A 26,950-nucleotide genomic window follows, 5' to 3' on the forward strand; every position below is an offset into this window, starting at 1 on the left:
TACTCTGCTGGATCTCATCTATCGATATTGCTGCCGCGCCTGCCTGCGCGAAAGTCGACGCTATCGGACTGGCAAGGACGCTATCGGATTGGCAAGTCCTGGGGCATGACGTCGCCGGCGTTGGCAGCGGCGGAGGATTTGACGGCCGCGGGCTGCCATTGGCGAAGCCAGGCGAGCGGGTGAGTCAGGAAGGCGGTCAGCGGCTTGAGCGTGGGCCTCTCGACAAATGTATAGACCAGCCAGGCTATGCCCGTGAGGAAACCCGGCAGCACGACGGCGCGAATGAGCAGGGCCGGCTTCGAGACAAGACCAATCTGGGCCCATTGCAGGATCATGGTCCCGATGTCCTGATGCAGCAGGTAGAGCGGATAGCTGATGACCCCGATGAACGCCAAGGGAACGGCCAAGGCGCGAAACGATCGAAGCAGGACATGGTCATAACGCGCGGCAAGATAGACCGCGGCGGTGCCGGACCACAGCAGCAGCGACCGGTACATCTCGATCGCCATCGACGGCTGTTTGACGTTGAAATACAGATGATAGAGCTCGAGCGAGAACGCGATGACAATTCCCATGATCGCCTCCCTGCTGCGCCCCCTGACGAGCGCCGCCACGCTCATGCCGGCAATGAAGAACGGGAAGAAATCGTTGGATGTGGCATAGTCCGTGCTGGTGGTCAGGGTCCGGAAGATGGTCACCACGCAGAGCAATGCCAGCAGGCGTTGCTTGAGCCCCAGCGCCATCATCATGAAGCAGAAGAGGTAGAACTGAAACTCGATCTGCAATGACCAATAGGCGCCGTCGGGCAGATGATAGTCGACGTGAAGGACGTTGAGCGTCGGAAGAGCTATCAGCGTATAGGCGTAATCGAACCAGTTCACCCCACGGCCCGCTTCGACCAGCTCGGGCATGAAAATCTTGAACAGCGTCGTCAGCAGGCCACAAACAATCAACGCCGGCAGCAGGCGGCCGAGCCTCTTGGCATAGAAGTGCCACGCCGATTGCGACGTCTCAGCGCTGAACGCGATGCAATAGCCGCTGATGATGAAGAACAGCAGGACGCCGAACGTGCCCCGGTTGAAAGCCTGACCCGGGACGAAATGATAGAGCAGCACCCATATGATAGAGATTGCGCGCAGGCAATCGATGCCGATTGATCGTTCCGACTTCAAGGGGTTTTCTCCTGTTCCCTGAGTTAGCGCAGGGCCGCTTGGCTGTGTCAACTTGGCTTGGCACATCAGCCTCGGCCGCCGCGTTGAAATCGGCCTTGCAGCAGGGAAGGACATGTGGATAAGCGTCTTGGGCCGGGCGCGGACGTTCGGCCCTGTCGCGGAGAGGGTTGATGGAACAGTCAAGCGGACACGAGCTCAACGCCGACCAGATCGCCTATTGGAACGGCCCAAGCGGACAGCGCTGGGCTGATCGTCATGCGGTGCAGGAGACGCTGCTCGGGCCGATCGCGGACGCGCTGATCGATCGTGCCAAGCCGAAGCCGGGCGAGCGCGTGATCGACGTCGGCTGCGGCTCGGGTGCAACGACGGTCGCGTTCGCGAGGGCGGTGGCGCCTGATGGCTTTGCGCTCGGCCTCGACGTCTCCGATCCGATGCTGTCGCAGGCGCGCGCGTTGGCGCCGAAGGGCCTGCCGCTCGATTTCGTGCTGGCGGATGCGACCGTTCATCCGTTCGAGCCGGCGAGCTTTGATCTGCTCGCCTCGCGCTTTGGCGTGATGTTCTTCGCCGATCCCATCGCGTCCTTCACCAATCTCCGCCGTGCGCTGAAGCCGTCCGGGCGGCTTGCCTTCGCCTGCTGGCGCGAGCCGAAGGAAAATCCGTGGATGATGGCGCCGCTGATGGCGGTCTACAAACACGTGCCGAAAATGCCGCCGGTCGGGCCGGAGGAGCCGGGCCCGTTCGCCTTTGCATCAGAAGAGCGCGTGATGCGTATCCTGAAGGGTGCCGGCTTCGTGGACGCGGCGATGCAGCCGCATAATCTTGCGATGGATATCGCGATCGGCGGCGGGCTCGATGCCGCCGTCGACGGCGCGCTTCAGATCGGCCCCGCCAGCCGCGCGCTGCAAGGTCATCCGCCGGAGACGTACGCGGCCGCCAAGGCTTCGATCCGCGACATGCTCGCGCCGTTCCTGAAGGGGCAGTCGGTGACGTTGCAGGGCGCGATCTGGATCGTGACGGCGAAGGCGGCGTAGGACTCTCTTTCCGCCGTCATTGCGAGGAGCTCTTGCGACGAAGCAATCCAAAGTCCCTCCACCGACGCATTTCTGGATTGCTTCGCTGCGCTCGCAATGACGATGTGGAGATAGAGCGCCTCACACCACATCATCCGGCGCCAGCGCGCAGCCGTTGTCGGGATGCGTCTCGACCTGAAGCGTCGTGTGGCCGATGCGGAATGAGGTCTTGAGCAGCTGCGCGGTCTCCATCAGGAATGCGTCGCCGGCCCCAGTGGGCATCACGAGATGGCAGGTCAGCGCTGTCTCGGTGGTCGAGATCGGCCAGACGTGGAGATCGTGGATCCCTGAGACGCCCGGCCGCTCGAGGAGAAATGCCCTGATCGCGGCGAGGTCGGTGCCTTTGGGGGCTGCCGCCATCGACATGTCGATGGAGCCGCGCAAAAGGCTGGTCGTGCTCCAGAGGATCGTCGTGCAGATGACGAGGCTGGTTAAGGGATCGAGCCAGAGCCAACCGGTCCAGATGATCAGCGCCGCCGAGACGACCACGCCAAGCGAGACCGCGGCATCGGCGGCCATGTGCAAGTACGCGCCTTCGATGTTGATGTCGTCCTTGCGCCCGCGCGCGAACAGCATGGCGGTGAAGCCGTTGATGAGGATGCCGATGCCGGCCACCACCATCACCGTGACGCCGGCGACCGGCTCCGGCGCGCGCAGGCGCAGGATCGCCTCCCAGCCAATGGCACCGGTTGCGACCAGCAGGAACACCGCATTCGCCAGCGCCGCAAGAATCGTGGAAGCGCGCAGGCCGTAGGTGAAGCGGCCGCTCGGCGCACGCCTTGCCGCGATCGACGCGCCCAGGCCACGACCAGGCCGAGCACGTCGGAAAGGTTATGGCCGGCGTCCGCGAGCAGGGCGGTGGAGTTGCCGATATAGCCGTACACGGCTTCGGCCACGACCAGCGCGGTGTTGAGCGAAATGCCGATCGCGAACGCCTTGCCAAAGCTGGCGGGCGCATGGACATGCGCGTGCCCAAGACCATGAGCATGGTCGTGACCATGGTCGTGCGAATGGTCGCCATGATCATGGTGGTGATATCGGTGATGGTCGTGGCCGGCCACCTCTAGCGCTCCCCGGACGCTGCCAAATCAGGCGCCATTGTAGGCGTTTCGGTGGCTGCGTCACGGCGGAACAGCACGTAGAGTGCGGGCAGCACCAAAAGCGTCAGCACGGTCGAGGAGATGATGCCGCCGATCACCACGGTCGCAAGCGGCCGCTGCACCTCGGCGCCGGCGCCGGTGGCGAGCGCCATCGGCACGAAGCCGAGCGAGGCGACGAGGGCGGTCATCAGCACCGGGCGCAGCCGCGTCAGCGCGCCCTCGCGCACGGCATCCACGACGGACCGCCCCTCGCTGCGCAACCGCTCGATGAACGCGATGATTACGAGCCCATTGAGCACGGCCACGCCCGACAGCGCGATGAAGCCGACGCCAGCGCTGATGGATAAAGGAATGCCGCGCAGCAGCAGTGCCGCAACGCCGCCCGTCAGCGCCAGCGGCACGCCGGAGAACACCAGCGCCGCATCCGCAGCCGATCCCATGCCCATGAACAGCAGCAGGAACACCAGCAGCAGCGCCACCGGCACCACGATCGTCAACCGCTTGGTGGCGGAGACCAGTTGTTCGAACTGCCCGCCCCAGCCGATGAAGTAGCCCGGCGGCAGCTTGACCTTCTCAGCCACCGCCGCTTCGGCCTCGACGACGAAGGAGCTGAGGTCGCGCGCGCGGACATTGGCGGTGACGACGATGCGCCGCTTGCCGTTTTCGCGGCTGATCTGGTTGGGACCAGGCGTCGCATCGACGGTGGCGACCGACGACAGCGACACATAGCGCATCTGGGTGAGCGGGGAGGCGGCCAGCGCGGTCCGAATGGCCGTGCCGGGGCCGGCCTCCTCACCGGGCGGCAGCGGGATCGGGATCGCCCGGATCGCTTCGAGATTGCCACGCAGATGCTCCGGCAGGCGGACGACGATGTCGAAGCGGCGGTCGCCCTCGAACAGCTTGCCGGCCGACTTGCCGCCCACCGCGATCTCGACGATGCCCTGCACCTCACCGACGCTGACACCGTAGCGGGCGAGCGCCTGGCGGTCGAGCCGGACGGTGAGGATCGGCAGGCCTGCGACCTGTTCGATCTTGACGTCGCTGGCGCCGCGGATGCCGCGGATCGCGGCCTCCACCTGTTTGGCCGCGCCTTGCAGGATGTCGAGGTCATCGCCGAAGATCTTGACGCCGATGTCGCTGCGCACGCCGGAGATCAGCTCGTTGACCCGGAACTGGATCGGCTGGGAGATTTCATAGGCGCTGCCGGGAATGTCGTCAGCGGCATGGTCGATGGCCTGGATCACCTCCGATTTCGGCTTGTTTGGGTCGGGCCATTCGGCGCGCGGCTTCAGCATGATGTAGCCGTCGGTCTGCGCGGGCGACATCGGGTCGGTTGCGATCTCCGCGGTGCCGATGCGGGTGAAGAACTCCTTGACCTCGGGAATCTGATTGATGCGTTTCTCCAGCGCCTTCTGAAGGTCCAGCGATTGCGTGAGACTGGTGCCGGGAATCCGGATCGAGGCCAGCGCGACGTCGCCTTCGTCGAGGCTCGGAATGAACTCGCCGCCCATGCGCGCGGCGGCGATGCCACTTGCGACCACGACGACGACGGCCATGATTGCGAAGGCGAGCCGGTTGTCGATGGCAAATCGGAGCAGGGGAAGATAGGCGCGCTTCGCTGCCCGCATGAACAGGTTTTCGTGCTCGGATACCTTGCCGGTGACGAAGATGGCAACCGCCGCCGGCACGAAGGTGATGGAGAACAGCACGGCAGCGCCCAGCGCCATCAGCACGGTCAGCGCCATCGGCGTGAACATCTTGCCTTCGACGCCGGTCAGCGTCAGCACAGGCAGGTAGACCACCGCGATGATCAGCGTTCCGAACAGGCTCGGTTTGATGACCTCGCTCGACCCGCGCAGGATCGCGCGCAACCGCTCGGAGGTCGTCAGCAGCCCGCCTTTCTCGCGCTGGGCCGCGGCCAGCATGCGCAGGCAATTCTCGACGATGATCACGGCGCCATCGACGATGATGCCGAAGTCGATTGCGCCGAGGCTCATCAGGTTCGCGCTGACCTTGGTCTCGACCATGCCGGTGACGGTCATGGCCATGGATAGCGGAATGACGCAGGCGGTGACGAGCGCGGCACGGATGTTGCCGAGGATCAGGAACAGCACGGCCACCACCAGCGCCGCGCCTTCCAGCAGGTTATTCCGGACGGTGCGGATGGTGGCTTCGACCAGATCGGTGCGGTCGTAGACCGTCCGCGTCACGACGCCTTCGGGCAGCGATTTGGCGATGTCCGCGAGACGGGCTGCGACGCGGCGCGCCACGGTCCGGCTGTTCTCGCCGATCAGCAGCATCGCGGTGCCGAGCACGGTTTCCTCGCCGTTCCACGTCGCGGCGCCCGTGCGCAAGTCGCGGCCTTCGGTCACGGTCGCGACATCCCTGATCCTGACCGGATTGCCGCGGCGCGAGCCGATGACGATGTCCTGGATCTCGTTGACGTTGCCGACCTGGCCTGGGGAGCGAACCAGGTATTGCTCGCCGTTGCGCTCGATATAGCCGGCGCCGACATTGGCGTTGTTGGCGGCAAGCGCCGTCATGACGTCGCGAAAGCCGAGCCGGTAGGCCATCAGCTTGCCGGGGTCCGGCAGCACGTGGAATTGGCGCTCGAAGCCGCCGATGGTGTTGACTTCGATCACGCCCGGCACGTTGCGAAGCTGCGGCCGGATGATCCAGTCCTGGACCGTGCGTAGATCGGTCAGCGAATAGTCGTGGCCGCCTTGCGTCTTGGCGCCCGCCTTGGCCTCGACGGTGTACATGAAGATTTCGCCGAGCCCAGTGGAGACCGGGCCCATCGCGATCTCGACGCCGGCCGGAAGCTGGTCCTTCACCTGCTGGATGCGCTCGCCGACGAGCTGGCGGGCGAAGTAGATGTCGGTGCCGTCCTTGAAGACGACTGTCACCTGGCTCAGGCCGTAGCGCGACAGCGAGCGGGTGTAGTCGAGCTTCGGCAGGCCGCCCATCGCGGTCTCGACCGGGAAGGTGATGCGCTGTTCGGTCTCGAGCGGCGAATAGCCGGGCGCACGGGTGTTGATCTGGACCTGAACGTTGGTGATGTCTGGCACGGCGTCGATCGGCAGGCACTGGAAATTCCAGCCACCGAAGGCGAGCGCGCCCAGCGCGAGCAGCAGGACCAGCCAGCGCTGATGCAGTGAGGCGGCGATGAGACGCTCAATCATGCTCGGCCTCGCCCTTGCCCATCTCCGCCTTCACGACGAAGCTGTTCTCCGCGACGTAATGCTCGCCGGCCGCAAGGCCCGCCTTGATCTCGACATGGCGCGGATCGGAATCCCCGAGCTTCACGGGACGCGCCTCGATCTTGTCGCCGTCCTCGCGGACGAACACGATCGTCTTGTTCTCCAGCGTCTGGATCGCACTGCGGCGCACAGCAACCGCGACGTTGCGCGCGGCGAGGATCAGCCGCGCCGTGACGAATAGGCCGGGACGAAGTCGGCCGTCGGGGTTGGCCAGCACCACCCGCGCCAGCGCGGTCTGGGTCTCGCTACTGCCGATCGGCGCCATGTAGGAGATCGTGCCCTTGATCTCGCCGCGGCCATCGTCGAGATCGATCAGAACCTCGTCGTTGAGGTGGACGCGCCGCAGATCCTGCCGGTAGATCGACAGGTCGACCCAGATGGTGGAGAGGTCGGCGACGACGAAGGCCGGCTTCTGTTCGGAGGCGTATTCGCCGAGCGAGATCTGCCGCTCGATGATGGTGCCCGCGATCGGCGCCTTCAGCTCGTAGACGGTAAGGCTCTGGTTGCTCTCGATCGCGGCGAGCAGATCGTCCTTGCCGACCTTGTCCCCGATGCGCTTCAGGATCGATTTGGCGATGCCCGGAAAGCGCGGCGTCACCTGCACCACGGCTTCCTGGTTGGCGCGCAGGATGCCGTTGAAGGCGAGCGTGTCGGTCAGCGTCGCGCTCGCGGCTTCCGCCAGCACCACACCGGCTGCGGCAAGCTTGACGTCGGAGATGCGGATGCGGTCGGCGCCGTGCTCGTCCTGCTCGACATGGTGGTTCGGCTTCTCCGGCTTCTTGTCCGCGGCATGCTCGGCGGGCGCGACCCTGGCCGGCGTCAGCAGGGCATAGCCACAAGCGCCGAGGGCAGCGGCAATGACAGCGACGACAATGGTGGAGGACGTCTTCATCGTGCGCTCTCCCGCGCCAGCGTGAAGGGATTGCCGACCAGGCCTTCGATGGTCGCCACCCCCGCATGAAAGTTCTGGAGCGCCTCCTGCTCACGCAGCCGCGCCTGGGTGACGCTTGCCTGGGCGTCCAGCACTTCGAGCAGGGTGAAGCGGCCCTGACCGTAGCCTTGCGAGATCGCCTCGGACGCTTCGACGGCCTTGGGAATCGCGGTCTCGCGCAGGACCGCGAGCTCGCGCAGCGAGCCTTGCAGCGAGTCGTAGGCCCGGCCGGCGATCACGATCAGCGCGTTGCGGTTGGCCTCGCGCTCGGCTTTGGTCTTGGCGAGGCTTTCCTGGGCGGAGAGGATGTTGCCCTGGTTCTGGTCGAACACGGGAATTGGCACCGAGAGCGTGAGGCGCACAGCATCGTCATTGGTTTCGTTGTAATGGCGCCAGCCAGCCGCGATCCGCACGTCGGGGTAGGGCTTGAGCCGTGCCAGCAACAGCTCGGCATTGCGCTGAGCATAGACCGCGGTCCAGCGCACCAGTTGCGGATTGGCATCGATCGCGGCGACGACCGACTGGAACGTCGGCGGGCGTCCCGTGGTGTCGAGCCGGCCGGAGACCTCGCCGAATTTCGCGGCGGGATCTCCCATCAGCACCGCCAGCTCGCGCCGGGCGCTTGCCAGCGTCGCCTTGAAGCGCTCGCGGTCGGCCTTCACCAGGGCGGAGGCGACCTCGGCGCGGCCGGTCTCGGCCGGCGAGGAGGCGCCGGCCTCGACGCGGCGGCGCAGCAGCGGCGTCAGGCGGTTGATCGCGGCGATCTGCTCGTCGAGGATCTGGATGCGCCGCTGCGCGCCGAGCACGCTGAGGAAAGCGATCGCCGTCTCCGACAGCACCTCCAGCCTGACGGCCTTACGCTGGATGGCGGCGACCTCGATGCCGGCTGCGCCCGCGGCAATCCGCGCCTCCCGTTTGCCGAACAGCTCGAAAGCCTGGCTGATCTGGAGCGTGGTCTCGGCCGACCGCGTGCCGCGATATTTGCCGGAGCCGAATGAATCGTCCTGTTCATAAGTCAGCTCCGGGTTGAGCAGCGCGCCCGCCTGGATGCGCTGGCCCGTGGCAATGCCGACGTCGCGCTCCGCCGCCGTCAGGCGCGGACTTCGCGGCCAGCGCGCGCGACAGCGCGCTCCGCATCGTCAAAGTCTGGGCGTGAGACGGTGCAAGCGCCAATCCGACAAGCAGACACGCCGCCGCGCACGCGAGGCGCGCGGCCATTCCCCTGCAAAACATGAAACCGACCTGTGAAGGATGAACCTAATGGGCGCGGGGGCCCGACCAATCCATTCAGGCAATAGGTTTGGGAGGCGGGGAGTCGGTATCGGGAATAATTCCGGCGAGCCGGGATGCGCGTAGCGGGTGCGATGCAGACACCAGCGCGACCGATGTGGCGGATAGCGCCGGCTGCGCCACCGTCAGCGAGAAGCAGCCATGGCAATGATGGCCGCCGATCGCCTTGTGGTCGCCGTGGCCCGTGGAGCCAGCGAGGATCGAAGCGATTTCCGAGCCACCGGACGGGCTGGTCACATCGATGTCATGAGTGCCGTGGAGCGCGCCCGACAGCAGGTACATGACCGCAACAAACACAGCCATGAGTCCACGCCAATTGCGCGTGCGCCTGAGTCTAAAGGGCCGGCGGTTCAAGACCACGAATTCACTCATCCTGTCAGTCAGGCTGGCCTAGCACGGTGACGGGAACAGTGTCGACCCGCAACAATGTTACGTGTGGGAACTTGATGTCGCGGGGCCGGCCCCGCGTGATTGTCCGGCGCGTGCAACCGCTCTATCCTGTGAGCATGGCTGATGCATGCTGCTCACCGCCGCCGCTTAATCTCGATCGCCATCGCGACAACAAGGCGTATCGTCGCGTGCTTTGGGTTGTGCTCGCCGTCAATGCCGTCATGTTCCTCGCCGAAATTGGAGCGGGCCTTGCTGCGGGATCGGCGTCGCTCCAGGCGGACGCGCTCGATTTTCTCGGAGACGCCGCGAACTACGCCATCAGCCTTCTGGTGGTCGGCATGGCGCTGCGCTATCGCGCTGCCGCGGCCCTGGCGAAGGGGCTGACGATGGGCGCCTTTGGCCTTTGGGTCGTCGGCACGGTGGTCTGGCACGCAGCCCATGGCACGCTGCCGAACGCCTTCACTATGGGTGCGGTCGGCGTGGCGGCCCTTACCGCAAACGCTGCTTCGTTCGGATTGTTGTGGGCCCATCGCAAGGGCGACGCCAATATGCGCTCCGCCTGGATATGCACCCGTAATGACGTGCTCGGAAACATCGCCGTGCTGTTGGCCGCCCTCGGCGTGTTCGGCACCGGCACGGGCTGGCCCGATATCATCGTGGCCGCAATCATGGCCGGCCTCGCGCTTCAGGGAGCGGTTGTCGTGGTACGGCGCTCCCGAATGGAGCTGAAGCTCACTCCGGCCTAGAACAAAACCTTGGTTGGCGGCCAGATGGCGACCAGCCAAGAGCTCAGCAGTGATCTTCTATCGTTTTGGAGATTTCGTTCGGCGCGGCGAAAATCACGTCCGCCCGGTCACCCATCATGCCGGCCGACACGATAGCGGGCGCGCCGCTCTGCGGTCCGTCTTCGCTGGAATCCGTCTTCAGACGCAGATTGCGTTCCCAGAAGGGGCGCGTCTTGCCGTCGGCCGTCGTCACCCGATAGGTGTCCCGACAGTGGGTCATGCCGGTGACGCGTTGCGCGGGATTCAGATTCTTCAGATTGGGGGCGCGGCCGCTACCCATCATCCCTCCCATCATGCCGCCCCCATTCATGCGGTTTTCGGCCGTTCGCTCCGGCGCGGCCCCCGGCCTGGTGGCCTCCTTAAGGAATGCCAACAGATCCGCGCGAACGCGTGAGTCATCGATCCCCTCGAACGGCATCTCGTTGTCCGGCACCATGCGCGCAGGATCGGTCAACCAGGCATCCAGCGAGCGGTCGTCCCAGATGATTCCCGAAGCTTTCAGCGCGTCGGAGTAGCGGTCGAAACTCGGCAAGCTGGCGGCCTTCCTCCCCCAGAGATTTGCAAGACTTGGCCCCGTCATGTTGCGGTCGGGCTCGAGCGAGTGACATGCCGCACAGACGCGAAAATCACGTTCGCCCCGAGCCACGCTGTCCTGCTGCGCGCCGGCCGGCGAGGAGACGAGGACGGCCGCGAATGCCACGAAGAGAAGGCGATCCATGTTCAATCTCCCCGATTTGAGAAGAAGAGATACTTGACCAGCGCTGCCGCCCCCAGCGCGAGCACGACAACGACTAGAACCGCGATCAGCCCCATGCCGGCCATCATTCCCGACATCATGTCCTGCATCATGGCTCACCTCATTCGGCTGGCTCCTGGATTCGCAACTTTGCAACGATCGCTTTCGATTTTCCCGGAGGTCGTGGCTTGCCCGCAGACAGCAAATGCAAGCCCTTGACCAGGCCAAAGATCGCCGGGATCACGATCAGGGTCAGCAGCGTCGAGGAGATCATGCCGCCGATCATGGGCACGGCGATGCGCTGCATGATCTCCGAGCCGGTGCCGGTGCTCCACATGATCGGCAGCAGGCCGGCCATGATCGCGACCACCGTCATCATCTTCGGGCGGACGCGCTCGACGGCGCCCTCCATGATGGCCTCGCGAAGGTCTATCCGGCTCAATGTCCAACCCTCGGCGGCGCGGCGCTCCTTGATCTCCGCAAGCGCTTGATTGAGGTAGATCAGCATCACAACGCCGGTCTCGGCGGCGACGCCGGCGAGCGCGATGAAGCCCACGGCGACGGCGACAGAGAGGTTGAACCCGAGCCACCACATCAGCCAGAGCCCGCCAACCAGCGCGAACGGCAGCGACAGCATCACGATCATCGTGTCCGTGACCGACCGGAAATTGAGGTACAGCAGCAGGAAGATGATGAGGAGCGTCGCCGGCACGACGATTTTCAGACGCGCCATGGCCCGCTCGAGATATTCGTACTGGCCGCTCCAAACCACGTAGTAGCCCGGCGGAAACTGGATGCTGGCCTGGACGGCGCGCTGCGCCTCCGCGACGTAGCCGCCGAGATCGCGGTCGCGGATGTCGACGTAGATGTAAGTGGCGAGCTGTGCGTTCTCCGTCCGGATCGATGTCGGGCCGCGCGCGAGTTGGACGGTCGCGACTTCCGCGAGCGGGACGGCGCCGCCGGCCGGCATGGGAACGAGGATGTCGCTTGCGATCTTCTTCGGATTGTCCCGGAGGTCGCGGGGATAGCGCATGTTGACCGTGAAGCGCTGCCGGCCCTCGACGGTGGTCGTGACCGCCTGACCGCCGAGCGCGGTCGCGATGGTGTCCTGGACGTCTTGGACCATGATTCCGTAGCGGGCCAGCGCCGACCGGTCGGGGGTGATTTCCAGATAGTAGCCGCCGATACTGCGCTCCGCGTAGGCGGACGAGGTCCCGGGCACCACCCGCAGCACCTGCTCGATCTGCTTCGCGAGCTTATCGATTTCGACGAGGTCAGTCCCGATCACCTTGACGCCGACGGGGGTCCGGATGCCGGTCGAGAGCATGTCGATGCGCGCCTTGATCGGCATGGTCCAGGCGTTCGATACGCCGGGAAACTGTAGCGCCTTGTCCATTTCGGCGATCAGCCCGTCGATTGTGAGGCCTTTCCGCCACTGTCCCTTCGGCTTGAGGTTGACCACGGTCTCGAACATCTCGGTCGGCGCCGGATCGGTCGACGTGGAGGCGCGGCCGGCCTTGCCGTAGACGGACTCCACTTCCGGAAACGACTTGATGATGCGATCCTGCGTCTGCATCAGCTCGGCGGCCTTGGTCACGGAAATGCCGGGCAGCGTCGTCGGCATGTAGAGCAGGGTGCCTTCGTTGAGGTTCGGCATGAACTCGGTGCCGAGCTGGCGCGCGGGCCAAATCGTCACCGCGAGCACGGCGAGTGCGAGCAGGATAACCAACGTCTTTGCGCGCAGCACGCCCTTGATGACCGGTCGGTAGATCCAGATCAGGAAGCGGTTGATCGGATTCCTGTGCTCCGGAACGATCCGCCCGCGGACGAAGATCACCATCAAGGCCGGCACCAGGGTCACCGAGAGCAGCGCGGCCGCGGCCATCGCGAAAGTCTTGGTGAAGGCGAGCGGGCTGAACAGCCTCCCCTCCTGCGATTCCAGCGTGAAGATCGGCATGAAGGAGACGGTGATGATGAGCAGGCTGAAGAACAGCGCCGGCCCGACCTCGGAGGCGGAATCGATCAGGATCGCGATCCGCGACCTGCCGGGCTCGGCGCGCTCCAGGTGCTTGTGGGCGTTCTCGATCATGACGATGGCGGCGTCGACCATGGCGCCGATGGCGATGGCGATGCCACCAAGGCTCATGATATTGGAGCCGATTCCGAGCAGCTTCATCGCCCCGAACGCCATCAGCACGCCAACCGGCAGCATCAGGATGGCGACGAGCGCGCTGCGGACGTGCAGCAGGAACACGATGCAGACCAGCGCGACGACGGTGCTTTCTTCGACCAGCGTATGCTTGAGCGTATCGATGGCGGCATAGATCAGGTTCGACCGGTCATAGACCGGCACGATCTCGACTGATTTGGGGAGGCTGGTCGCGATCTCCTTGAAGCGCTTCTTGACGTTCTCGATGACGTCGAGCGCGTTCATGCCGAAGCGCTGGAGGACGATGCCGCTGGCGACTTCCCCCTCGCCGTTGAGCTCGGTGATGCCGCGCCGCTCGTCCGGTCCCAGTTCGACCCTGGAGACGTCCCGTAGCAGCACCGGCGTGCCCTTGTCGGTCTTGAGGACGATGTTACCGAGATCGTCGATACTCTTCAGGTAGCCCTTTCCGCGGATGACGTACTCGAACTCCGACAGCTCGACAGTACGCCCGCCGACGTCGGCGTTGCTGGCACGGATCGCGTCCCGGATCTTCTGCATGGTGATGCCGAGATCGCGCATCCGCTGCGCGTCGAGGACGACGTTGTACTGCTTCACGAAGCCGCCGACACTCGCGACCTCCGCGACGCCCTCCGCCTTGGCAAGGGCGAATTTGAGATTCCAGTCCTGGATGGTGCGTGTGTCCGCGAGGTTCAGTTCCTTGGACATCACCGCGTACTGGTAGACCCAGCCGACGCCGGTCGCGTCCGGACCGATGGTCGGCGCCACGCCCGCCGGCAGCCGTGAGGTGGCGGCGTTGAGGAATTCGAGGACACGCGAGCGGGCCCAGTAGATGTCGGTGCCGTCCTCGAAGATCACGTAGACGAAGGAGACCCCGAAAAAGGAGAAACCGCGCACCACTTTGGATTTCGGCACCGTGAGCATGGCGGTGGCCAGCGGATAAGTGACCTGGTCCTCGATCACCTGTGGCGCCTGCCCTGAATACTCCGTGTAGACGATGACCTGCGTGTCGGAGAGATCAGGAATGGCGTCCAGCGGCAGATGGACGAGCGCGTAGATTCCGGCGGCAGCCGCGAAGCCGGTGCCGAACAGCACCAGCAGCAGGTTGCGCGCCGACCAGGCGATGACGCGGGCGATCATGGGCGCGCTCCCGTCGTGCCTGCCGCTTGGGCGGGTTGCGTACCCTCGGGCGCGGCAAACCCCTTCAGCGCGGCCTTCAGGTTGCTCTCGGCGTCGATCAGGAAATTGGCCGAGGTGACGACGGCCTCGCCCTCCGACACGCCTTGGGTCACCTCGACGAAGCCGCCGCCGCGACGGCCGAGCTTCACTTCACGCGGCTCGAAGCGGCCCTCACCCTTGTCGACAAGGACGGCCTGGCGGCTTCCGCTGTCGAGTACGGCGCTCTCCGCCACCGCCAGCACCGGCCCAGGCGTGCCGGCTTCGATCTCGGCATCGACATACATCTCGGGCCGCAGCACTTCGTCGGGATTGGGCACCTCGATCCGGATCCGCGCGGTGCGCGTCGCAGCGTTGAGATGGGGATAGATCAGCGCCACCGTGCCGGCGAAGCTCTGGCCGGCGAGAGCGCGCGGCCTGATGGTCACTTTCGTGCCGACGGCGACTTGCGGCAGATCGCGCTCCGCCATATCGATGAGCACCCAAACCAGGCGGTGGTCCGCGATCCTGAAGAGCACGTCTCCCGGGCCCGCCCGCATCCCGGGCACAGCGTTGCGTTCAAGAATCTCGCCGTCCTGGGGCGCGAGCCAGGGAATCGAGAGCGAGATTTCCCGGGTGCGTTCGAGCTCCTTGATGGCGGGCTCCGGCGTGGCGAGATTCTCCAGCCTCCGGCGCGCGCCCTTCAGTTCCTTCCCGGTCGCGCCGGCGTTGATGGCGGAGAGATATTCGGCGGCGGCGCTCGACAGCGCGGGGCTGTATACGTTCAGCAGCGGTTGCCCCTTGTGGACGTGATCGCCAGTCGTGACGTTCGCGACGCTCTCGACGAATCCCTCGAAGCGCAGCGCGACCACCGAAACGCGTCTCTCGTCTTCCTGGATGGTCCCTGGCGCGCGGATCAGGGTGGTGACGGGCCTCCTCACGACCGGCTCGGACCTGGCTCCCGTGCGCTGAATCTTGCCGGGCGACAGTTTCACCGACCCGTCGTCGCTGTCCTCGCCTTCGTAGACGGGGATGTAATCCATCCCCATCGAGTTCCTTCTTCGGCACCGGCGAGGTGTCCGGCAGGCCCATCGGGTTGCGGTAATACTTGATCTTGCGATCGCCCTTGGCGTCGGTCGCCATAACGTCGGGCGCTTCGTCAGCCTCCTCGAAGCTGATGTCCTCGTCCGCCCGCACGGCGCGATAGTCGCGGCCGTCGGCGGTCTTCTTCGGGGTGAGCGAATAGAACGGCCGGCCGTCCGGATCCCGGAAATAGATCGGTGCGCCCGCGTCAGCCGCATGCGCGGCGAAAGTCAGCGAGCTTGAATCCGACTGAGGCTGCATGGCGCGGCCGCCAATCAGCGCGACACCTGCCGCCGCGAAAATCGCAGCGGCAGTGCCTGTAATGGCGAGGCGGGTCATTTCTCGGCCGTGACGACGAGCTTGTTTTCGACCGTGCCGGTCTCGCCCTGCACCTTGGCGCCGAGCGAGAGTTGCCAGCGTCCGGCCATGCTGAAATTGGCCTTGAAGCGATAGGTCCCGGGTTCGGTGCCCGGCATCGGCGTGACCTTGGTGACCATCTCCTGCATGCCGTCAGGCGCCATGTCGAGCCGGCTGGCGAAGATCACCGCATCGGGTATCGCCTTGCCACTGGTCTTGTCGACCAGCCGCACGGTCACGATGCGATCGGCCCCGGTCTTGATGGTCGGCTGAACCAGATGGAATTCGTAGTTCTTGATTTCGGCGTGCGCGCTCCCCGTGAACGCAGCACCGATCAGCGCGGCCATGGCGGCGCGCGCGAGCTTGGTGGTCGTCATAATTTATAATTCCTCGATGGGTCTGATGGAGCCGCCGGAGCTGCTCGCGGCAAGCCGGATGCAGCCGAGCGGCAGGCAATGGCGCGCACGCCGATGTCGGCGCGCACTATCATCAGGCGCGTCAGCGCCGATCAGGCCCGGGTTCGAGGAGGATGGTCGGGAGGTTTTGCCGCGAGGCCGTCGCGCAGGCGGTCATTGCCCGGCGCGAGCGCGCTACTCTGCGGCTGCCGCTCGATCTCCGTGCTCGCTCCGGAAGGAGCGGAGAGCGAGAGGCTCAGCATGCACAGCGCGACGAGCGGACAGGAATCGCAGGTCTTGCTCTTGGTCTGATCCGGGCAGCAGGGCATGTCTTCGTACATGCCTTGCGTGTCGTCCGACATCGCCGCCATGCTGCTTCCTGCACCCGATACCGCCATGGCAGATGCCGGCGTCGCCAGCGGTGCGAGCAGGAGCCCGACCGCTACGAGCAGCATCACGACAACCTTGGCGAACCTATTCAGGTGCATGCCTCGTTGTCGCATGGCACGGCGGAACCTGTAAACCGGCCCGACATCACGATTTGGCCAGAGGCGGACGCGGCGGCATCTTGTGCGCGGGGCAATATAATTCGCGTTAAGCAAATTCTGAATTTTTGGAGGAGCGTGCGATCAGCCACTGCGCTCGGGGCGTTGCGACAACAACGCTTCAGCTGCCGCATCTTGAAGGAGCCAATCTTCTTTGGCTTCGATCGTGACCGCGACGCGGCGGCTCGCCTCCATTGCCCGCTCCAGCCACTTGATGGCCTCGTCGATCCATTCGTCATGGTGCGCTGGATCGGCGATGGCCTTTTCCCGAAATGCGTCTGCCTGCTTCAGGCAAGCGGTTCTGCGGTCCACGCGGCTCTCCCGAGTTTTCCGCCCCGACCGCATCTTTGATGCATCGCGTAATGGACGTCGTTAACATAGGACATGTGACGCGCCGCAAAAACGGAAGGCGTCGCGAATGTTTGTTCCCGCCGACGATGCCGGCCGTCGGCATCGCGGGCGCGGCAACTGCGGTCATTACGAACGCGGGAGGGCTCGACCTTCATACATGAACGTCATCGGCTTTGGTCCCCGCATATAGCCGACATTGAGATCTTGGACGAAGAAGCCGTTGGTGCGGATCAGGTCTGCGATGGCGCGGTTGAGATGGCAGCCGCCCGCGATGACCTTCCAGGGCGGGGTCAAACGATCCTGCCACCATTGCACGCTGGGCTCGGGTGCGCGGCCATGCTCGACGAACAGAAGCTGTCCGCCCGGCTTCAGGATACGTCGAGCCTCCGAGAGCGCGCGATTGACGTCGGGGATGCTGCACATCGTCCACGTCGTCACGACGGTGTCCACGCTCGAACTCTCCAGCGGAATAGCTTCCGCGGAGCCTTCGATCAGATCGAGCCAGCTCGCATGCTGCCGACCGGCGTTGCGCGCGATCTCCAGCAGCTTGGGTGATGGATCAATGCCGATGATTTGCGTCACGCTCGGCCCGTAGAATCCGAGATTGAGCCCCGGACCAATGCCGAGCTCAAGGACGCGCCCCGTTGCGGCGGATGCGACCCGGGTACGATAAGGCACGAGCTGGGCCTGGCGCATGGCGAGCTGCGTCAGCCAAGGCAAGATCCTGTCCTGATAGAAGCTCATGCGACTCCTCGGACATCGTATCTGTCTCGCGGGGCCGTGCTGGCCCCGCGTCCTGTCGCGGTGGCCTTACGCCCGTTCTTCCCAGATCATCGCCAGATGCACGATGGTCTGCACCGCCTTCTCCATGTCCTGCCGGCTCACCCATTCCAGCCGCGAATGAAACGCGTGCTCGCCGGCGAAGATGTTGGGGCAGGGCAGTCCCATGAAGGACAGGCGCGAGCCGTCGGTGCCGCCACGGATCGCGGTGCGCATCGGCCGCAGGCCGGCGCGGCGGATCGCCTCGATGGCGTATTCGAGCACGTGCGGGTGCCGGTCGATCACCTGCTTCATGTTGCGGTACTGCTCGCGTACCTCGAATGTGTAGGTCGAGCGCGGATAGTCCTTCATCACGTCCTTGACGATGGTCTCGAGCAGGACCTCCTTCTCCTTCAGCCCTTCCTCGGTGAAGTCGCGGACGATGAAGGAGAGCGTCGCCTGTTCCAGCGCGCCCTCGATGCCGACCGGGTGCAGAAAGCCCTGCTTGCCTGAGGTCGTCTCCGGCGAGCAGCCTTCCTTGGGCAAGCGCTCGACGATGGCGGCCGCGATCTTGATCGCGTGCTCCATCTTTCCCTTGGCATAGCCGGGATGGGCGCTGACGCCGTTGATGGTGATGGTGGCCCCGTCGGCCGAGAAAGTCTCGTCCTCGACGCAGCCGGCGCTCTCGCCGTCCATGGTGTAGCCGAAATCCGCCCCGAGCTTCTTCAAATCGACATTGTCGACGCCGCGGCCGATCTCTTCATCTGGCGTGAACAGGATCTTGATGGTGCCGTGCTTCACATCGGGATTGTTGATGAAGAAATGCGCGGCATCCATGATCTCGGCGACGCCGGCCTTGTTGTCGGCACCCAGCAGTGTGGTGCCGTCGGTCGTGATGATGTCGTTGCCGATCTGGCTCTTCAGCGCAGGGTGCTCGGCGAAGCGGATCACCTGGCTGGTGTCGCCAGGCAGCACGATGTCGCCGCCGCGATAGTTCGTCACCAGCTGCGGCTTGACGTCCTTGCCGGTGACGTCGGGTGAGGTATCCATGTGCGAGCAGAAACAGATCACCGGCACCTTCTTAGGTGTGTTGGCCGGGATCGTTCCATAGACATAGCCGTAGTCGTCGAGATGCGCGTCCTCGACGCCCATGGCTTTCAGCTCGGCGGCGAGCACGCGGCCGAGATCCTTCTGCTTCTCGGTCGAAGGCGAGGCCGGGGAGTCCGGATCGGACTGGGTGTCGATGGTGACGTAGCGCAGAAAGCGCTCGGTCACGGTATGCGAAAAGGTGAGGGAGGACATTTCTGGTCAAACCGCCGGGTCAGATGAGCAAGGCGATATACCAGAAAAGCGGGCCGCGTTGCGGCCGGAACGAGGTCGGATCAGGCTTAACGAAACGTAATTGCTAGATCGCCTCTTTCAGTTCCTTGACCGGGCGGAACGCGACCTTCCTGCTGGCCTTGATGTGGATCGGCTCGCCGGTGGCGGGATTGCGGCCGGTGCGGGCGGCGCGCTTGCGGACCTGGAGGATGCCGAGACCGACGATCCGGACGCGGTCGCCCTTCTTCAGGTGCTTGGTGATCAGGTCGACCATGTCGGTCAGGACGGCCTCGGCTCGCTTTTTCGACAGGTCCTGGCTCTCCGCGATGTCAGCGGCGAGGTGCTTGAGCGTGATGGTGGCGGGAGCGGCTGCTTTCTTCGCCATGTCTGCCTCCTCGATTCTGGCCGGAGTCCTCTAGGAAGATAGTCTGGGAACTCCACAAGTTCCGCGAGGCGTAGACGATTCGGGAATGGACTGACTACGCGTCTGCGCGGCCCGTTAAGCATCGTCTGCATGCGGTGCTTGGTGGGAAATGCGGGCGTTGCGGCTGAACGACGCAACGTCCTTGACTTCACCAAGTCCGGCCTTTAAGTCCCCCCTCGTTCCGCAGACATTTGCGTGTCACGCGGGAGTAGCTCAGTTGGTTAGAGCGCCGGCCTGTCACGCCGGAGGTCGCGGGTTCGAGCCCCGTCTCTCGCGCCATTTCATGGCGGAATACACCCCTCGATCTCATAAAATCAATGGCTTGGCGGCTTGTCTTTACCTGTCGCTGGACATCAAAAAGGCCGCCCAAGGGCGGCCGTTTGGCGTCAAATCGGACCTTTCGTCTCAGCGAATCTCCGAGGAGCCCGCGCTGGTCACCACCACAGGCTTGCCGGCCTTGATCACGTGGGTGGACTGAGCGGTCTGGCTGTAATCGGCATGGGTGCGGGCCGCGATCCCGAAGCCGGCCACCGCAATGCCGGCCACCAGCGCCACCACCACGATCTTCAGGTGGGTCGCACGATCAGCAGAGTGAATTGAGTGGTTCATCTGAGCCTCCCGACGGGCTTTGCCGCCGTCTATGGGCTCCTCTTCTAGGCACTCTCTGTTTCCGGATGGTTTCGCGGGTTCCGCAAAATGGTTTCATTAATACGCCCGCTTGGTTTCGCCGGGCTGGTGGCCTGAAGCGGCGTTAGGCGGCCGCTCGGCCGATGTCATCCCGGATCGAGCGGGCCGCCCAGATGAACAGCAGGGCGCCGAGCGTGGTCGTGACAGCGGCCGAGAGCAAGGAGTAGCGCACGGCATCCGCGCCATAGCTGCCCTTGAGGGCATCGTTGACCGCGCCCACGGCGAGCGGGCCGACACCCTGGCCGAAGCAGGTCGCGGTAAGGGCAATGAGCGCGGAAGCGAGCGCCCGCATGCTCGGCTTGGCCACGGTCTGCGCAATCGCGAAGACGGGGCCGAGATGGAAGCCGACCAGGAACGAGGTCAGCGCCAGCATGGCCACCATCATCGTAAAATCCTGCGTCAGCATGCACAGCGCGAACACCGGGCCGGCGACGCCAGAGGTGACCGCGGGCGCCCATAGCTTCCAGCGGTCGTCACGACGGCTGATTTGCGCCACCACGAAGCCGCCGAGCAGGGTGCCGGCCATGCCGGCGAGCCCCTTGAAGGCACCGGCATAGGTGCCGATCTCGGCGCTCGACAGATGGTGCACGCGCGCCAGGAACGGCGGGATCCAGGCTGCGGTCGCGTAGTTCGTGTAGGTGGTGAGGCAGAAGCCGATCAGCACGATCACGAAGCTCCGCTGCGAGGCGAGGAAGCGCAGCGTCGGCTCGAGCGGCTCGGGGACGAAACTCTCCTGCATTGCGCCGCGCTTGGGCTCGGAGATCGTCAGCCACAGCAACAATGCGAGCAGGATGCCGGGCAGGCCCGCGACGTAGAAGGCCATGCGCCAGCCATAGTGCTGGTTGACGTAGCCGCCGACGAAATAGCCGAGGAAGACGCCGAGATAGGTGCCAATGGCGTAGATGCCGAGCGCGCGCGGACGCTCGTTCTTGGCAAAGAGATCGGCGACGATCGATTGCGAGGCCGGCGAGCCCGCGGATTCGCCGATGCCGACGCCGATGCGCGCCAGCGCCAGCGAGGTTAGGCTGGTCGCCGCGCCGCACAGTGCCGTCATTGCGCTCCAGAACGCGAAAGCGAGGGCGACGATGTTGCGCCGGTTGAGCCGGTCGGCGACGCGCGCGATGGGGATGCCGAGCAGGGAGTAGAACAGCGCAAAACCAAAGCCTGCGAGCAGGCCCATCATGGTGTCGCTGAGCGCAAACTCCTTCTTGATGGGCTCGATCAGGACGTTGAAGATCGTGCGATCGAGGAAATTCAGCGCATAGATGATGGTGAGCAGGCCCAGCACGTAATAGCGCCGCCCCGACGGCTTTGCTTCGGCCGTTTGCACCGACATTTGTGACGCTACATCGACCATTGCTTCCCCCGATTTGTCTTTGTTGTCGTTGTCGGTCCAGCTGCTCTAGCCTTCGCGGATGTAATTCCCCGCTTCGAATTCGACCGGCGGCGCGGCTGCATCGAACGAGACGCCGATTGGATCACGGCCTGCTGCGAGCGCGTCGAGCTGATCGCTCAGCATGCGCCGGATCATCAGGATGCCGCGGTCGCTCTGGCCGAAATGCTCCTCGGAGTGGACGGTCACCTCGCCCTGGCCGACCTGGGCCTCGTAGTCGCCCGGGAATTGCTGATGCTCTTCCTCGGTCATGTCCCACCAGAATTTGCCGTTGAACTTCGAGCGCATGCGGCCGATGTCGCCTGGATTCTTGACGCGGCCGGCGACGTAGATGCGGAAGGACGTATCGTCGATCGGAAGCACCCAGCCGATCGACTCGACGCGGGCGAATTGCGCAACGCGCGGGTTCGGCACCACGCGAAGCGTCGGCAATGCGGCCTCGCTGACGCGATAAAACACCTTGCCGTCGTCCTGCTTGCGCTCGGAGCGCACGAGCACGCCGCGCGGCGATTTCTCGAACTTCACCTCGGGGATCGAGGCCATCATGTTGGTGAATTGCGGGCCCGAGAACGAGCCGTGCAGCACCGGCACGTGATAGGGATCGACCACGTTCTCGAAGTGCTGGAGCCAGTTGCAGGGGATGATGGCGGGACCGCCGCCGCCGATCGAGGAATCGTCGGCATCGACCAGTTCGCCATCGTCCATGTTTTCCAGACATTCGTAGGTCGGCAGCACCGGACGTTTCTCGGCCGGGCCCATATAGGCGAAGATCAGGCCGTAGCGTTCCTCGACCGGATACCAGGGCTGACGCACCTTGTCCTTGAACTGGCCGCCGTCAGGCTCGCAGGGCTGCTCCAGACAGTGGCCTTCGGTGTCGAACTTCCAGCCGTGATAGCAGCAGCGGATGCCGTCCTCCTCGACCTTGCCATAGTAGAGCGTGGTGCCGCGATGGCAGCAGCGGGCGTGCAACAGGCCGGCGCGCCCATGCTTGTCACGGAAGAGCACGAGATCCTCTCCGAGCGCGCGCACCTTTTTCGGCGCGTTGGTGGCGTCGCTGGTGAGCCCGACCGGGTGCCAGTAGCGGCGGAGCAGCTCGCCCATCGGCGTGCCGCGCACGACCGAGGTGAGCTCGGTGCGCGTATGCGCCGGCTTCATCGCATAGGCCGTACCGAGATCGCGATCCCGCTGGGTGATGGTCATGCTGCTCCTCCCGCTGTGGGCCGTGCTGGCCGGGCCTTTTTCATGCCTTGTCCCGAGTGAAAGATAATTCGATGACAATGTCAACGATCTTCCAAATGCCTCTTAGACGCATTCGGATCAGATTGGGGGAGGCCGCCGTGACCCGGGCTTGGCACGCCCCGGCTTTCTTGGCAGAGGTGGAATCATGAGCGAGACGGAGAGCAGGGGCGGGTCGACGCCGTCCGAAACGGACGAGAGCGCGCCGGCGGCGCCGGTCACCGCGATGCTGTCGTCGCGGCTGATGGTGCTCGCCAACCTGCTCAAGCGCGGCGCCATCCTGCGCTACAAGCGTCTCACAGGACTGAACTCAGTCGAGTTCGGTCTCGTCGCCTCGCTTGGGCGGCGGCCGCCCATGAGCGTGGCGCGGCTCGCCGAGGCGGTCGGCCAGGACAAGGGACAGATCAGCCGTGCGCTGGCAAACCTCTTGTCGCGCAAGCTGATCGCGAAAACGGCAAACCCGAAGGACAGCCGCGAGGTGCTGATCTCGCTGACTGCGACGGGCCTCGCCGCGCATGATGCGATTGTCGATGGCGCGCAGGAACGCAATCGGCGCCTGCTGCAACATTTGAGCGAAGCCGAGTTCCAAGTACTGCTTCGGCAGGTCGATCAGCTCACGGCGATCGCGGCCGAGATGCTCGAGAGCGAGAAGAATTCGCGCTGATGTCTCGGCAATCTCTGGAAATGTTGGAGCGCTTCTAAGAATCTTTCTAAGAAGTTTTCAATTAGGCAATTCGCGCACCCTCACATAAGCGTCACCGCAGCGCATGTCGCCGCGGGGACTGGCGGCATGATGCATCAAAACATGCAGCTTGGGGTGGCGCGTTGAACAGTCTTGGAATGCTGCGGTCGGCCGTGTTGGCGACCGCATCCGCTTGGGTCTTGATGCCGCAGGCATCGCTCGCACAATCGTCCGCGCAGGGTGGCGCGCAGAACATTCCGTCGGTGACGGTCACGGCGCCGGAAGCGCGCCGCCGCACCGCGGCGACCCCTCAGCGCCGTGCGCCGCGGTCGTCGGAGCAGACCGCCAACAGGAACAAGCCGCAGCCGCAGCGCAATGTCGGCTTCGTCGAGACGCCGCGCGGTCCGGTGAACGGCTACGTCGCCGGCCGCAGCTCGTCCGGCACCAAGACCAACACGCCGATCATGGAGACGCCGCAGTCCGTGTCGGTGATCGGTGCCGAGCAGATCCGCGACCAGAAGCCGAACAAGCTCGACGAGGTGCTGCGCTACACCGCCGGCGTGCGCGCCGGAACGTTTGGCACAGACACCCGCAACGACTGGTGGCTGATCCGCGGCTTCAAGTCCGAGGACATCGGACTGTTCCTCGACGGCATGCAGCTGTTCTACACGTCCTATGCGAGCTGGAAGCTCCAGACGCCCAACATGGAGCGCGTCGAGGTGCTGCGCGGACCGTCAGCCGTGCTCTACGGCGGATCGAGCCCAAGCGGCATCGTCAACGTCATCAGCAAGATGCCGCCGGCCGAGCCGATCCGCTATATCGAGACCGGCGTCAACAATTTCGGCAACGCCTATATCGGCTTCGATTTCGGCGGACCGGTCGCGACGAGCCCCGAGAACGGCAAGCTGTTCGCCCGCGTGGTCGGCCAGGTCCAGAACGGCGGCACCCAGGTCAACTTCACGCCCGACAACAACTACTTCATCGCGCCGTCGGTCACCTGGAAGCCGGATGCCGACACGACCTTGACGGTGCTGGCCTCGGCCTCGAAGCAGGACACCCGCGGCATCAACTTCCTGCCTTACCAGGGGACGGTGACCAGCGCGTCGTTCGGCAAAATTCCCACCAGCTTCTTCGTCGGCGATCCCAGCGTCGACAAGTTCACGCGCGAGCAGGAGATGCTCGGCTATCAGTTCGAGCGCAATCTCACTGACGACCTGACGTTCCGTCAGAACGCCCGCTTTGCGCATGTCGACATCACCTACCGCGGCTATGTCGGCAACGGTTGGGCCGACATCAACACGGCCACTCTCAATCGGTACAATTGGTATGCGAAGAACACTGCCAATCAGGCCAATCTCGACAACCAGCTCGAGTACCGCTTCGACACCGGCCCGGTCAGGCACACGATGCTGTTCGGGGTCGACCTGAGGGGCTACCAGATCGACGACTACCAGGCCTTCGGGTTCGGCGTGCCCGCGATCAACGTCTTCAATCCCGTCTACGGGTCGGCCGAGGTTCCATTACCGAGCGCTCCGTTCCGGAACTTCCTGATCACGCAGAAGCAGGCCGGCACGTATCTTCAGGACCAGATGAAGCTCGGCAACTTCACGCTGGTGCTGAGCGGGCGCAATGACTGGGTCGAGACGACGCAGGAAGCGCGCGACACCGGCGCTCTGGTCGCCAGCCGCGATGACAGCAGGTTCAGCGGCCGCGCCGGGCTGATCTACAATTTCGACAATGGCATCGCGCCCTACGTCTCCTATTCGACGAGCTACAACCCGATCATCGGCCTCAACGCCCAGAACCAGCTGTTCCTGCCGGAGACCGGCAAGCAGGCCGAAATCGGCGTGAAGGTCGCGCCAAAAGGCTTCGACGGCGATTCCACGGTCTCGGCTTTCGATCTGGTCCGGCAAAATGTCGCGACGACATTGCCGGGTAGCGTACCCGTGTTGCAAAACCAGACCGGCGAGGTGACCTCGCGCGGCATCGAGCTCGAAGCGGTGGCCAATGCCACGAGGGAGCTGAAGCTGATCGGCTCCTTCACGGCCTATCATCTCTTCAACAGCAAGGATCTCGATCCGGCGCTGGTCGGCAAGACGCCGACCAACACGCCTGAGCTCCTGGTCTCGGGCTGGGCCGACTACACCTTCAAGGACGGACCGCTGGAAGGATTTGGTTTCGGCGGCGGCGTGCGCTACGTCGGCTCGTCCTGGGCGGATACGGCCAACACTCTCGAGGTTCCCGCAGTGGTGCTCGGCGATCTCGCGGTCCACTACGAATGGCAGAACTGGCGGACGGCGCTCAACGTGATCAACGTGACCGACAAGATGTACGTCGCGAGCTGCGCGTCGGCCACGTCCTGCTTCTACGGCGACCGCCGGCGCGTGACCGCCAGCGTCTCCTACAAGTGGTAGGCGAGGGGAGACTGTCGTGAAGGCGCGCACGGTCAGGCTCTGGTCCGTGGTCCATAACTGGACCAGCCTGATCTCGACCGTGTTCCTGGCTGCTGCTCTGCCTGACCGGCCTGCCGCTGGTGTTCCACCACGAGATCGATGAGCTCCTGGGCTATGCCCCCCAGCCCGAAGCTCATGCGAGCGCGGCGCGCGCGACGCCTCAACAAATCGCCGAGGCCGCGCTCGCCGCCGATCCCGGCCGGGTGATGCAATATATCTCCTGGGACAAGGACGAGCCCGGGATCGTGATGGCCTTCACCAACAGCGCCCCTGACGGGGTTCCCGACAATGCGACGGTGCGAGCCTTCGACGCGGTCTCGGCCAAGCTGCTCGGGCCTGTCGGCGTCGGGCCGATGCTGATCGTGCTCAAGCTGCACACCGACATGTTCGCTGGCCAGGCCGGAAAACTGTTCCTCGGTGCGATGGGGTTCTTGTTCGCCGTCGCCATCGTCTCGGGCGTGGTGCTGTATTGGCCGTTCACCCGCCGCCTGCGCTTTGCCACCATCCGCGATCATGCCTCCCGCCGCGTGCGCTGGCTCGACTGGCACAACCTGATCGGCGCGGTGACCGTGGCCTGGGCGCTGGTGGTCGGGCTGACCGAAGTCGTCAACACCTGGGCCGAGCTGATGCTGAACCAGTGGAAGGCGACCGAACTCGCCAGCATGGTCGCGCCCTATGCCGGCAAGCCGCCGCCCGCGCATCTCGCCTCACTCGATGATGTCGTCGCGCGCGCGAAGGGGGCGGCTCCCGGCATGGAGATCGCCTTCATCGCGTTTCCGGGCACGCCGTTCACGTCCTCGCATCATTTCGCCGCCTTCATGCGGGGCGATACGGCCCTGACGGCGCGGCTGCTCAAGCCTGTCCTGCTGGATGGCGAAAGCGGGGAGGTCGCCGACAGCCGGGCACTGCCGCTCTATCTGCAGGCGCTCTTGATCTCGCAGCCGCTGCATTTCGGCGACTACGGTGGCATGCCGCTCAAGGTGATCTGGGCCGCGCTCGACGTGCTCACGATCGTCGTGATCGGCAGCGGCCTCTATCTCTGGCTGGCGCGGCGGCGGAAGCGGTCCTCCGCCCGCGCTGACGCATTCGCCAGACGAGTTCCGGTCCCGTCGTGATGCATGGCTCGCCCGACCGCCCGCGGCTGTGGATACGTGTCTTTGCTGCACCTATCCTGCTCGGGGCTGCGACCATCACCGGCTTGCTGGCCGC

At 64.7% G+C, this 26,950-nt stretch carries 22 protein-coding genes, 1 tRNA gene and 3 pseudogenes; 7 read left to right on the forward strand and 19 right to left on the reverse strand.

Features of this window, described 5'->3' with window-relative positions:
* Positions 1-80: 80 nt before the first annotated feature.
* A complete protein-coding gene (locus tag ACSKB8_RS29905) occupies positions 81-1,172 on the reverse strand; it encodes an acyltransferase family protein (protein ID WP_438107990.1) in 1,092 nt (363 codons plus the stop codon).
* 170 nt (positions 1,173-1,342) lie between these two features.
* Here ACSKB8_RS29905 and ACSKB8_RS29910 point away from each other — a divergent pair, with 170 nt between their 5' ends.
* Positions 1,343-2,203 (forward strand): class I SAM-dependent methyltransferase, encoded by an 861-nt coding sequence (locus tag ACSKB8_RS29910; RefSeq protein ID WP_438107991.1) that lies wholly within the window; start codon positions 1,343-1,345, stop codon positions 2,201-2,203.
* Between the two features lie 120 nt (positions 2,204-2,323).
* Here ACSKB8_RS29910 and ACSKB8_RS29915 read toward each other — a convergent pair.
* Positions 2,324-3,138: pseudogene (locus ACSKB8_RS29915) on the reverse strand (cation diffusion facilitator family transporter).
* On the opposite strand from ACSKB8_RS29915, the gene ACSKB8_RS29920 reads away from it, so the two are divergent.
* Positions 3,076-3,309, forward strand: a complete 234-nt coding sequence (locus ACSKB8_RS29920) for a hypothetical protein (protein WP_438110919.1) — start codon at positions 3,076-3,078, stop codon at positions 3,307-3,309. The pseudogene ACSKB8_RS29915 and the gene ACSKB8_RS29920 overlap by 63 nt on opposite strands.
* Here the strand turns inward: ACSKB8_RS29920 and ACSKB8_RS29925 are convergent.
* From ACSKB8_RS29925 to ACSKB8_RS29940, 4 genes and pseudogenes are all read right to left on the reverse strand, one after another.
* Positions 3,306-6,524, reverse strand: coding sequence for an efflux RND transporter permease subunit (locus ACSKB8_RS29925; RefSeq protein ID WP_438107992.1), 3,219 nt, complete (start codon positions 6,522-6,524; stop codon positions 3,306-3,308). The genes ACSKB8_RS29920 and ACSKB8_RS29925 overlap by 4 nt on opposite strands.
* The gene (gene ihpB / locus ACSKB8_RS29930; RefSeq protein WP_438107993.1) at positions 6,517-7,494 is read right to left on the reverse strand and encodes a divalent metal ion exporter adaptor subunit IhpB; all 978 of its coding nucleotides are present in this window, start codon (positions 7,492-7,494) and stop codon (positions 6,517-6,519) included. The genes ACSKB8_RS29925 and ihpB overlap by 8 nt, the downstream gene beginning before the upstream one ends.
* Positions 7,491-8,766: pseudogene (gene ihpA / locus ACSKB8_RS29935) on the reverse strand (divalent metal ion exporter subunit IhpA). The gene ihpB and the pseudogene ihpA overlap by 4 nt, the downstream one beginning before the upstream one ends.
* A gap of 54 nt (positions 8,767-8,820) precedes the next feature.
* Complete coding sequence (locus ACSKB8_RS29940; RefSeq protein WP_438107994.1) at positions 8,821-9,126, reverse strand: hypothetical protein; 306 nt, start codon at positions 9,124-9,126, stop codon at positions 8,821-8,823.
* A 203-nt stretch (positions 9,127-9,329) separates the two neighbouring features.
* Here ACSKB8_RS29940 and ACSKB8_RS29945 point away from each other — a divergent pair, with 203 nt between their 5' ends.
* Complete coding sequence (locus tag ACSKB8_RS29945) at positions 9,330-9,959, forward strand: cation transporter (protein WP_438107995.1); 630 nt, start codon at positions 9,330-9,332, stop codon at positions 9,957-9,959.
* A gap of 43 nt (positions 9,960-10,002) precedes the next feature.
* Here the strand turns inward: ACSKB8_RS29945 and ACSKB8_RS29950 are convergent, their stop codons facing one another.
* The 10 genes and pseudogenes from ACSKB8_RS29950 to ACSKB8_RS29995 form a co-directional block, all read right to left on the reverse strand.
* The gene (locus ACSKB8_RS29950; protein ID WP_438107996.1) at positions 10,003-10,716 is read right to left on the reverse strand and encodes a c-type cytochrome; all 714 of its coding nucleotides are present in this window, start codon (positions 10,714-10,716) and stop codon (positions 10,003-10,005) included.
* 2 nt (positions 10,717-10,718) lie between these two features.
* Positions 10,719-10,847, reverse strand: a complete 129-nt coding sequence (locus tag ACSKB8_RS29955; protein ID WP_283806517.1) for a hypothetical protein — start codon at positions 10,845-10,847, stop codon at positions 10,719-10,721.
* Positions 10,848-10,855: 8 nt separating this feature from the next.
* Positions 10,856-14,041: an efflux RND transporter permease subunit gene (locus ACSKB8_RS29960; RefSeq protein WP_438107997.1), complete on the reverse strand. Its 3,186-nt coding sequence runs from the start codon at positions 14,039-14,041 to the stop codon at positions 10,856-10,858.
* Positions 14,038-15,478: pseudogene (locus ACSKB8_RS29965) on the reverse strand (efflux RND transporter periplasmic adaptor subunit). Before ACSKB8_RS29965 ends, ACSKB8_RS29960 begins: the two are co-directional and overlap by 4 nt.
* Entirely contained in the window at positions 15,475-15,873 is a 399-nt protein-coding gene (locus ACSKB8_RS29970; RefSeq protein WP_091886033.1) for a FixH family protein, read from the reverse strand. The pseudogene ACSKB8_RS29965 and the gene ACSKB8_RS29970 overlap by 4 nt, the downstream one beginning before the upstream one ends.
* A 131-nt stretch (positions 15,874-16,004) precedes the next feature.
* Complete coding sequence (locus ACSKB8_RS29975; protein WP_438107998.1) at positions 16,005-16,379, reverse strand: hypothetical protein; 375 nt, start codon at positions 16,377-16,379, stop codon at positions 16,005-16,007.
* Between the two features lie 141 nt (positions 16,380-16,520).
* On the reverse strand, positions 16,521-16,748 hold the full coding sequence (locus ACSKB8_RS29980) for a hypothetical protein (RefSeq protein WP_091886028.1): 228 nt from the start codon (positions 16,746-16,748) through the stop codon (positions 16,521-16,523).
* Positions 16,749-16,913: 165 nt separating this feature from the next.
* The gene (locus ACSKB8_RS29985; protein ID WP_438107999.1) at positions 16,914-17,531 is read right to left on the reverse strand and encodes a class I SAM-dependent methyltransferase; all 618 of its coding nucleotides are present in this window, start codon (positions 17,529-17,531) and stop codon (positions 16,914-16,916) included.
* Positions 17,532-17,597: 66 nt separating this feature from the next.
* Positions 17,598-18,848: a peptidase T gene (gene pepT / locus ACSKB8_RS29990; RefSeq protein ID WP_370985990.1), complete on the reverse strand. Its 1,251-nt coding sequence runs from the start codon at positions 18,846-18,848 to the stop codon at positions 17,598-17,600.
* A 103-nt stretch (positions 18,849-18,951) separates the two neighbouring features.
* Positions 18,952-19,251 (reverse strand): HU family DNA-binding protein, encoded by a 300-nt coding sequence (locus tag ACSKB8_RS29995; protein WP_091886018.1) that lies wholly within the window; start codon positions 19,249-19,251, stop codon positions 18,952-18,954.
* Positions 19,252-19,492: 241 nt separating this feature from the next.
* Between ACSKB8_RS29995 and ACSKB8_RS30000 the strand changes: the two genes are divergently transcribed.
* Positions 19,493-19,569 (forward strand) — tRNA-Asp (locus tag ACSKB8_RS30000).
* Positions 19,570-19,695: 126 nt separating this feature from the next.
* On the opposite strand, the gene ACSKB8_RS30005 is transcribed toward ACSKB8_RS30000, so the two are convergent.
* The 3 genes from ACSKB8_RS30005 to ACSKB8_RS30015 all read right to left on the reverse strand — a co-directional run bounded on the left by ACSKB8_RS30005 (position 19,696) and on the right by ACSKB8_RS30015 (position 22,570).
* Positions 19,696-19,899: a hypothetical protein gene (locus ACSKB8_RS30005; RefSeq protein WP_370985992.1), complete on the reverse strand. Its 204-nt coding sequence runs from the start codon at positions 19,897-19,899 to the stop codon at positions 19,696-19,698.
* A gap of 142 nt (positions 19,900-20,041) precedes the next feature.
* A complete protein-coding gene (locus tag ACSKB8_RS30010; RefSeq protein WP_438108000.1) occupies positions 20,042-21,334 on the reverse strand; it encodes a spinster family MFS transporter in 1,293 nt (430 codons plus the stop codon).
* A 45-nt stretch (positions 21,335-21,379) separates the two neighbouring features.
* Entirely contained in the window at positions 21,380-22,570 is a 1,191-nt protein-coding gene (locus tag ACSKB8_RS30015; RefSeq protein ID WP_438108001.1) for a Rieske 2Fe-2S domain-containing protein, read from the reverse strand.
* A gap of 184 nt (positions 22,571-22,754) precedes the next feature.
* On the opposite strand from ACSKB8_RS30015, the gene ACSKB8_RS30020 reads away from it, so the two are divergent.
* The 3 genes from ACSKB8_RS30020 (at position 22,755) to ACSKB8_RS30030 (ending at position 26,856) form a co-directional block, all read left to right on the forward strand.
* Entirely contained in the window at positions 22,755-23,270 is a 516-nt protein-coding gene (locus tag ACSKB8_RS30020) for a MarR family winged helix-turn-helix transcriptional regulator (RefSeq protein ID WP_438108002.1), read from the forward strand.
* 176 nt (positions 23,271-23,446) lie between these two features.
* Complete coding sequence (locus ACSKB8_RS30025) at positions 23,447-25,702, forward strand: TonB-dependent siderophore receptor (protein WP_438110738.1); 2,256 nt, start codon at positions 23,447-23,449, stop codon at positions 25,700-25,702.
* 119 nt (positions 25,703-25,821) lie between these two features.
* Positions 25,822-26,856, forward strand: coding sequence for a PepSY-associated TM helix domain-containing protein (locus tag ACSKB8_RS30030; protein ID WP_438108003.1), 1,035 nt, complete (start codon positions 25,822-25,824; stop codon positions 26,854-26,856).
* Positions 26,857-26,950 lie beyond the last annotated feature (94 nt).

Source organism: Bradyrhizobium sp. BR 1432 (assembly GCF_051547705.1).
GTDB lineage: Bacteria > Pseudomonadota > Alphaproteobacteria > Rhizobiales > Xanthobacteraceae > Bradyrhizobium > Bradyrhizobium zhanjiangense.

Excerpts from the sequence above, each read along its gene's own strand:
- ACSKB8_RS29960 (WP_438107997.1), bottom strand. The coding sequence starts at position 14,041 with ATGATCGCCCGCGTCATCGCCTGGTCGGCGCGCAACCTGCTGCTGGTG.
- ACSKB8_RS30005 (WP_370985992.1), bottom strand. The coding sequence starts at position 19,899 with ATGAACCACTCAATTCACTCTGCTGATCGTGCGACCCACCTGAAGATC.
- ACSKB8_RS29925 (WP_438107992.1), bottom strand. The coding sequence starts at position 6,524 with ATGATTGAGCGTCTCATCGCCGCCTCACTGCATCAGCGCTGGCTGGTC.
- ACSKB8_RS29985 (WP_438107999.1), bottom strand. The coding sequence starts at position 17,531 with ATGAGCTTCTATCAGGACAGGATCTTGCCTTGGCTGACGCAGCTCGCC.
- ACSKB8_RS30025 (WP_438110738.1), top strand. The coding sequence starts at position 23,447 with ATGCTGCGGTCGGCCGTGTTGGCGACCGCATCCGCTTGGGTCTTGATG.
- ACSKB8_RS29950 (WP_438107996.1), bottom strand. The coding sequence starts at position 10,716 with ATGGATCGCCTTCTCTTCGTGGCATTCGCGGCCGTCCTCGTCTCCTCG.
- ACSKB8_RS29940 (WP_438107994.1), bottom strand. The coding sequence starts at position 9,126 with ATGGCTGTGTTTGTTGCGGTCATGTACCTGCTGTCGGGCGCGCTCCAC.
- ACSKB8_RS29910 (WP_438107991.1), top strand. The coding sequence starts at position 1,343 with ATGGAACAGTCAAGCGGACACGAGCTCAACGCCGACCAGATCGCCTAT.
- ACSKB8_RS29975 (WP_438107998.1), bottom strand. The coding sequence starts at position 16,379 with ATGCACCTGAATAGGTTCGCCAAGGTTGTCGTGATGCTGCTCGTAGCG.
- pepT (WP_370985990.1), bottom strand. The coding sequence starts at position 18,848 with ATGTCCTCCCTCACCTTTTCGCATACCGTGACCGAGCGCTTTCTGCGC.
- ACSKB8_RS29970 (WP_091886033.1), bottom strand. The coding sequence starts at position 15,873 with ATGACGACCACCAAGCTCGCGCGCGCCGCCATGGCCGCGCTGATCGGT.
- ACSKB8_RS30015 (WP_438108001.1), bottom strand. The coding sequence starts at position 22,570 with ATGACCATCACCCAGCGGGATCGCGATCTCGGTACGGCCTATGCGATG.
- ihpB (WP_438107993.1), bottom strand. The coding sequence starts at position 7,494 with ATGAAGACGTCCTCCACCATTGTCGTCGCTGTCATTGCCGCTGCCCTC.
- ACSKB8_RS29945 (WP_438107995.1), top strand. The coding sequence starts at position 9,330 with ATGGCTGATGCATGCTGCTCACCGCCGCCGCTTAATCTCGATCGCCAT.
- ACSKB8_RS29955 (WP_283806517.1), bottom strand. The coding sequence starts at position 10,847 with ATGATGCAGGACATGATGTCGGGAATGATGGCCGGCATGGGGCTGATC.
- ACSKB8_RS29920 (WP_438110919.1), top strand. The coding sequence starts at position 3,076 with ATGGCCGGCGTCCGCGAGCAGGGCGGTGGAGTTGCCGATATAGCCGTA.
- ACSKB8_RS30020 (WP_438108002.1), top strand. The coding sequence starts at position 22,755 with ATGAGCGAGACGGAGAGCAGGGGCGGGTCGACGCCGTCCGAAACGGAC.
- ACSKB8_RS30010 (WP_438108000.1), bottom strand. The coding sequence starts at position 21,334 with ATGGTCGATGTAGCGTCACAAATGTCGGTGCAAACGGCCGAAGCAAAG.
- ACSKB8_RS29995 (WP_091886018.1), bottom strand. The coding sequence starts at position 19,251 with ATGGCGAAGAAAGCAGCCGCTCCCGCCACCATCACGCTCAAGCACCTC.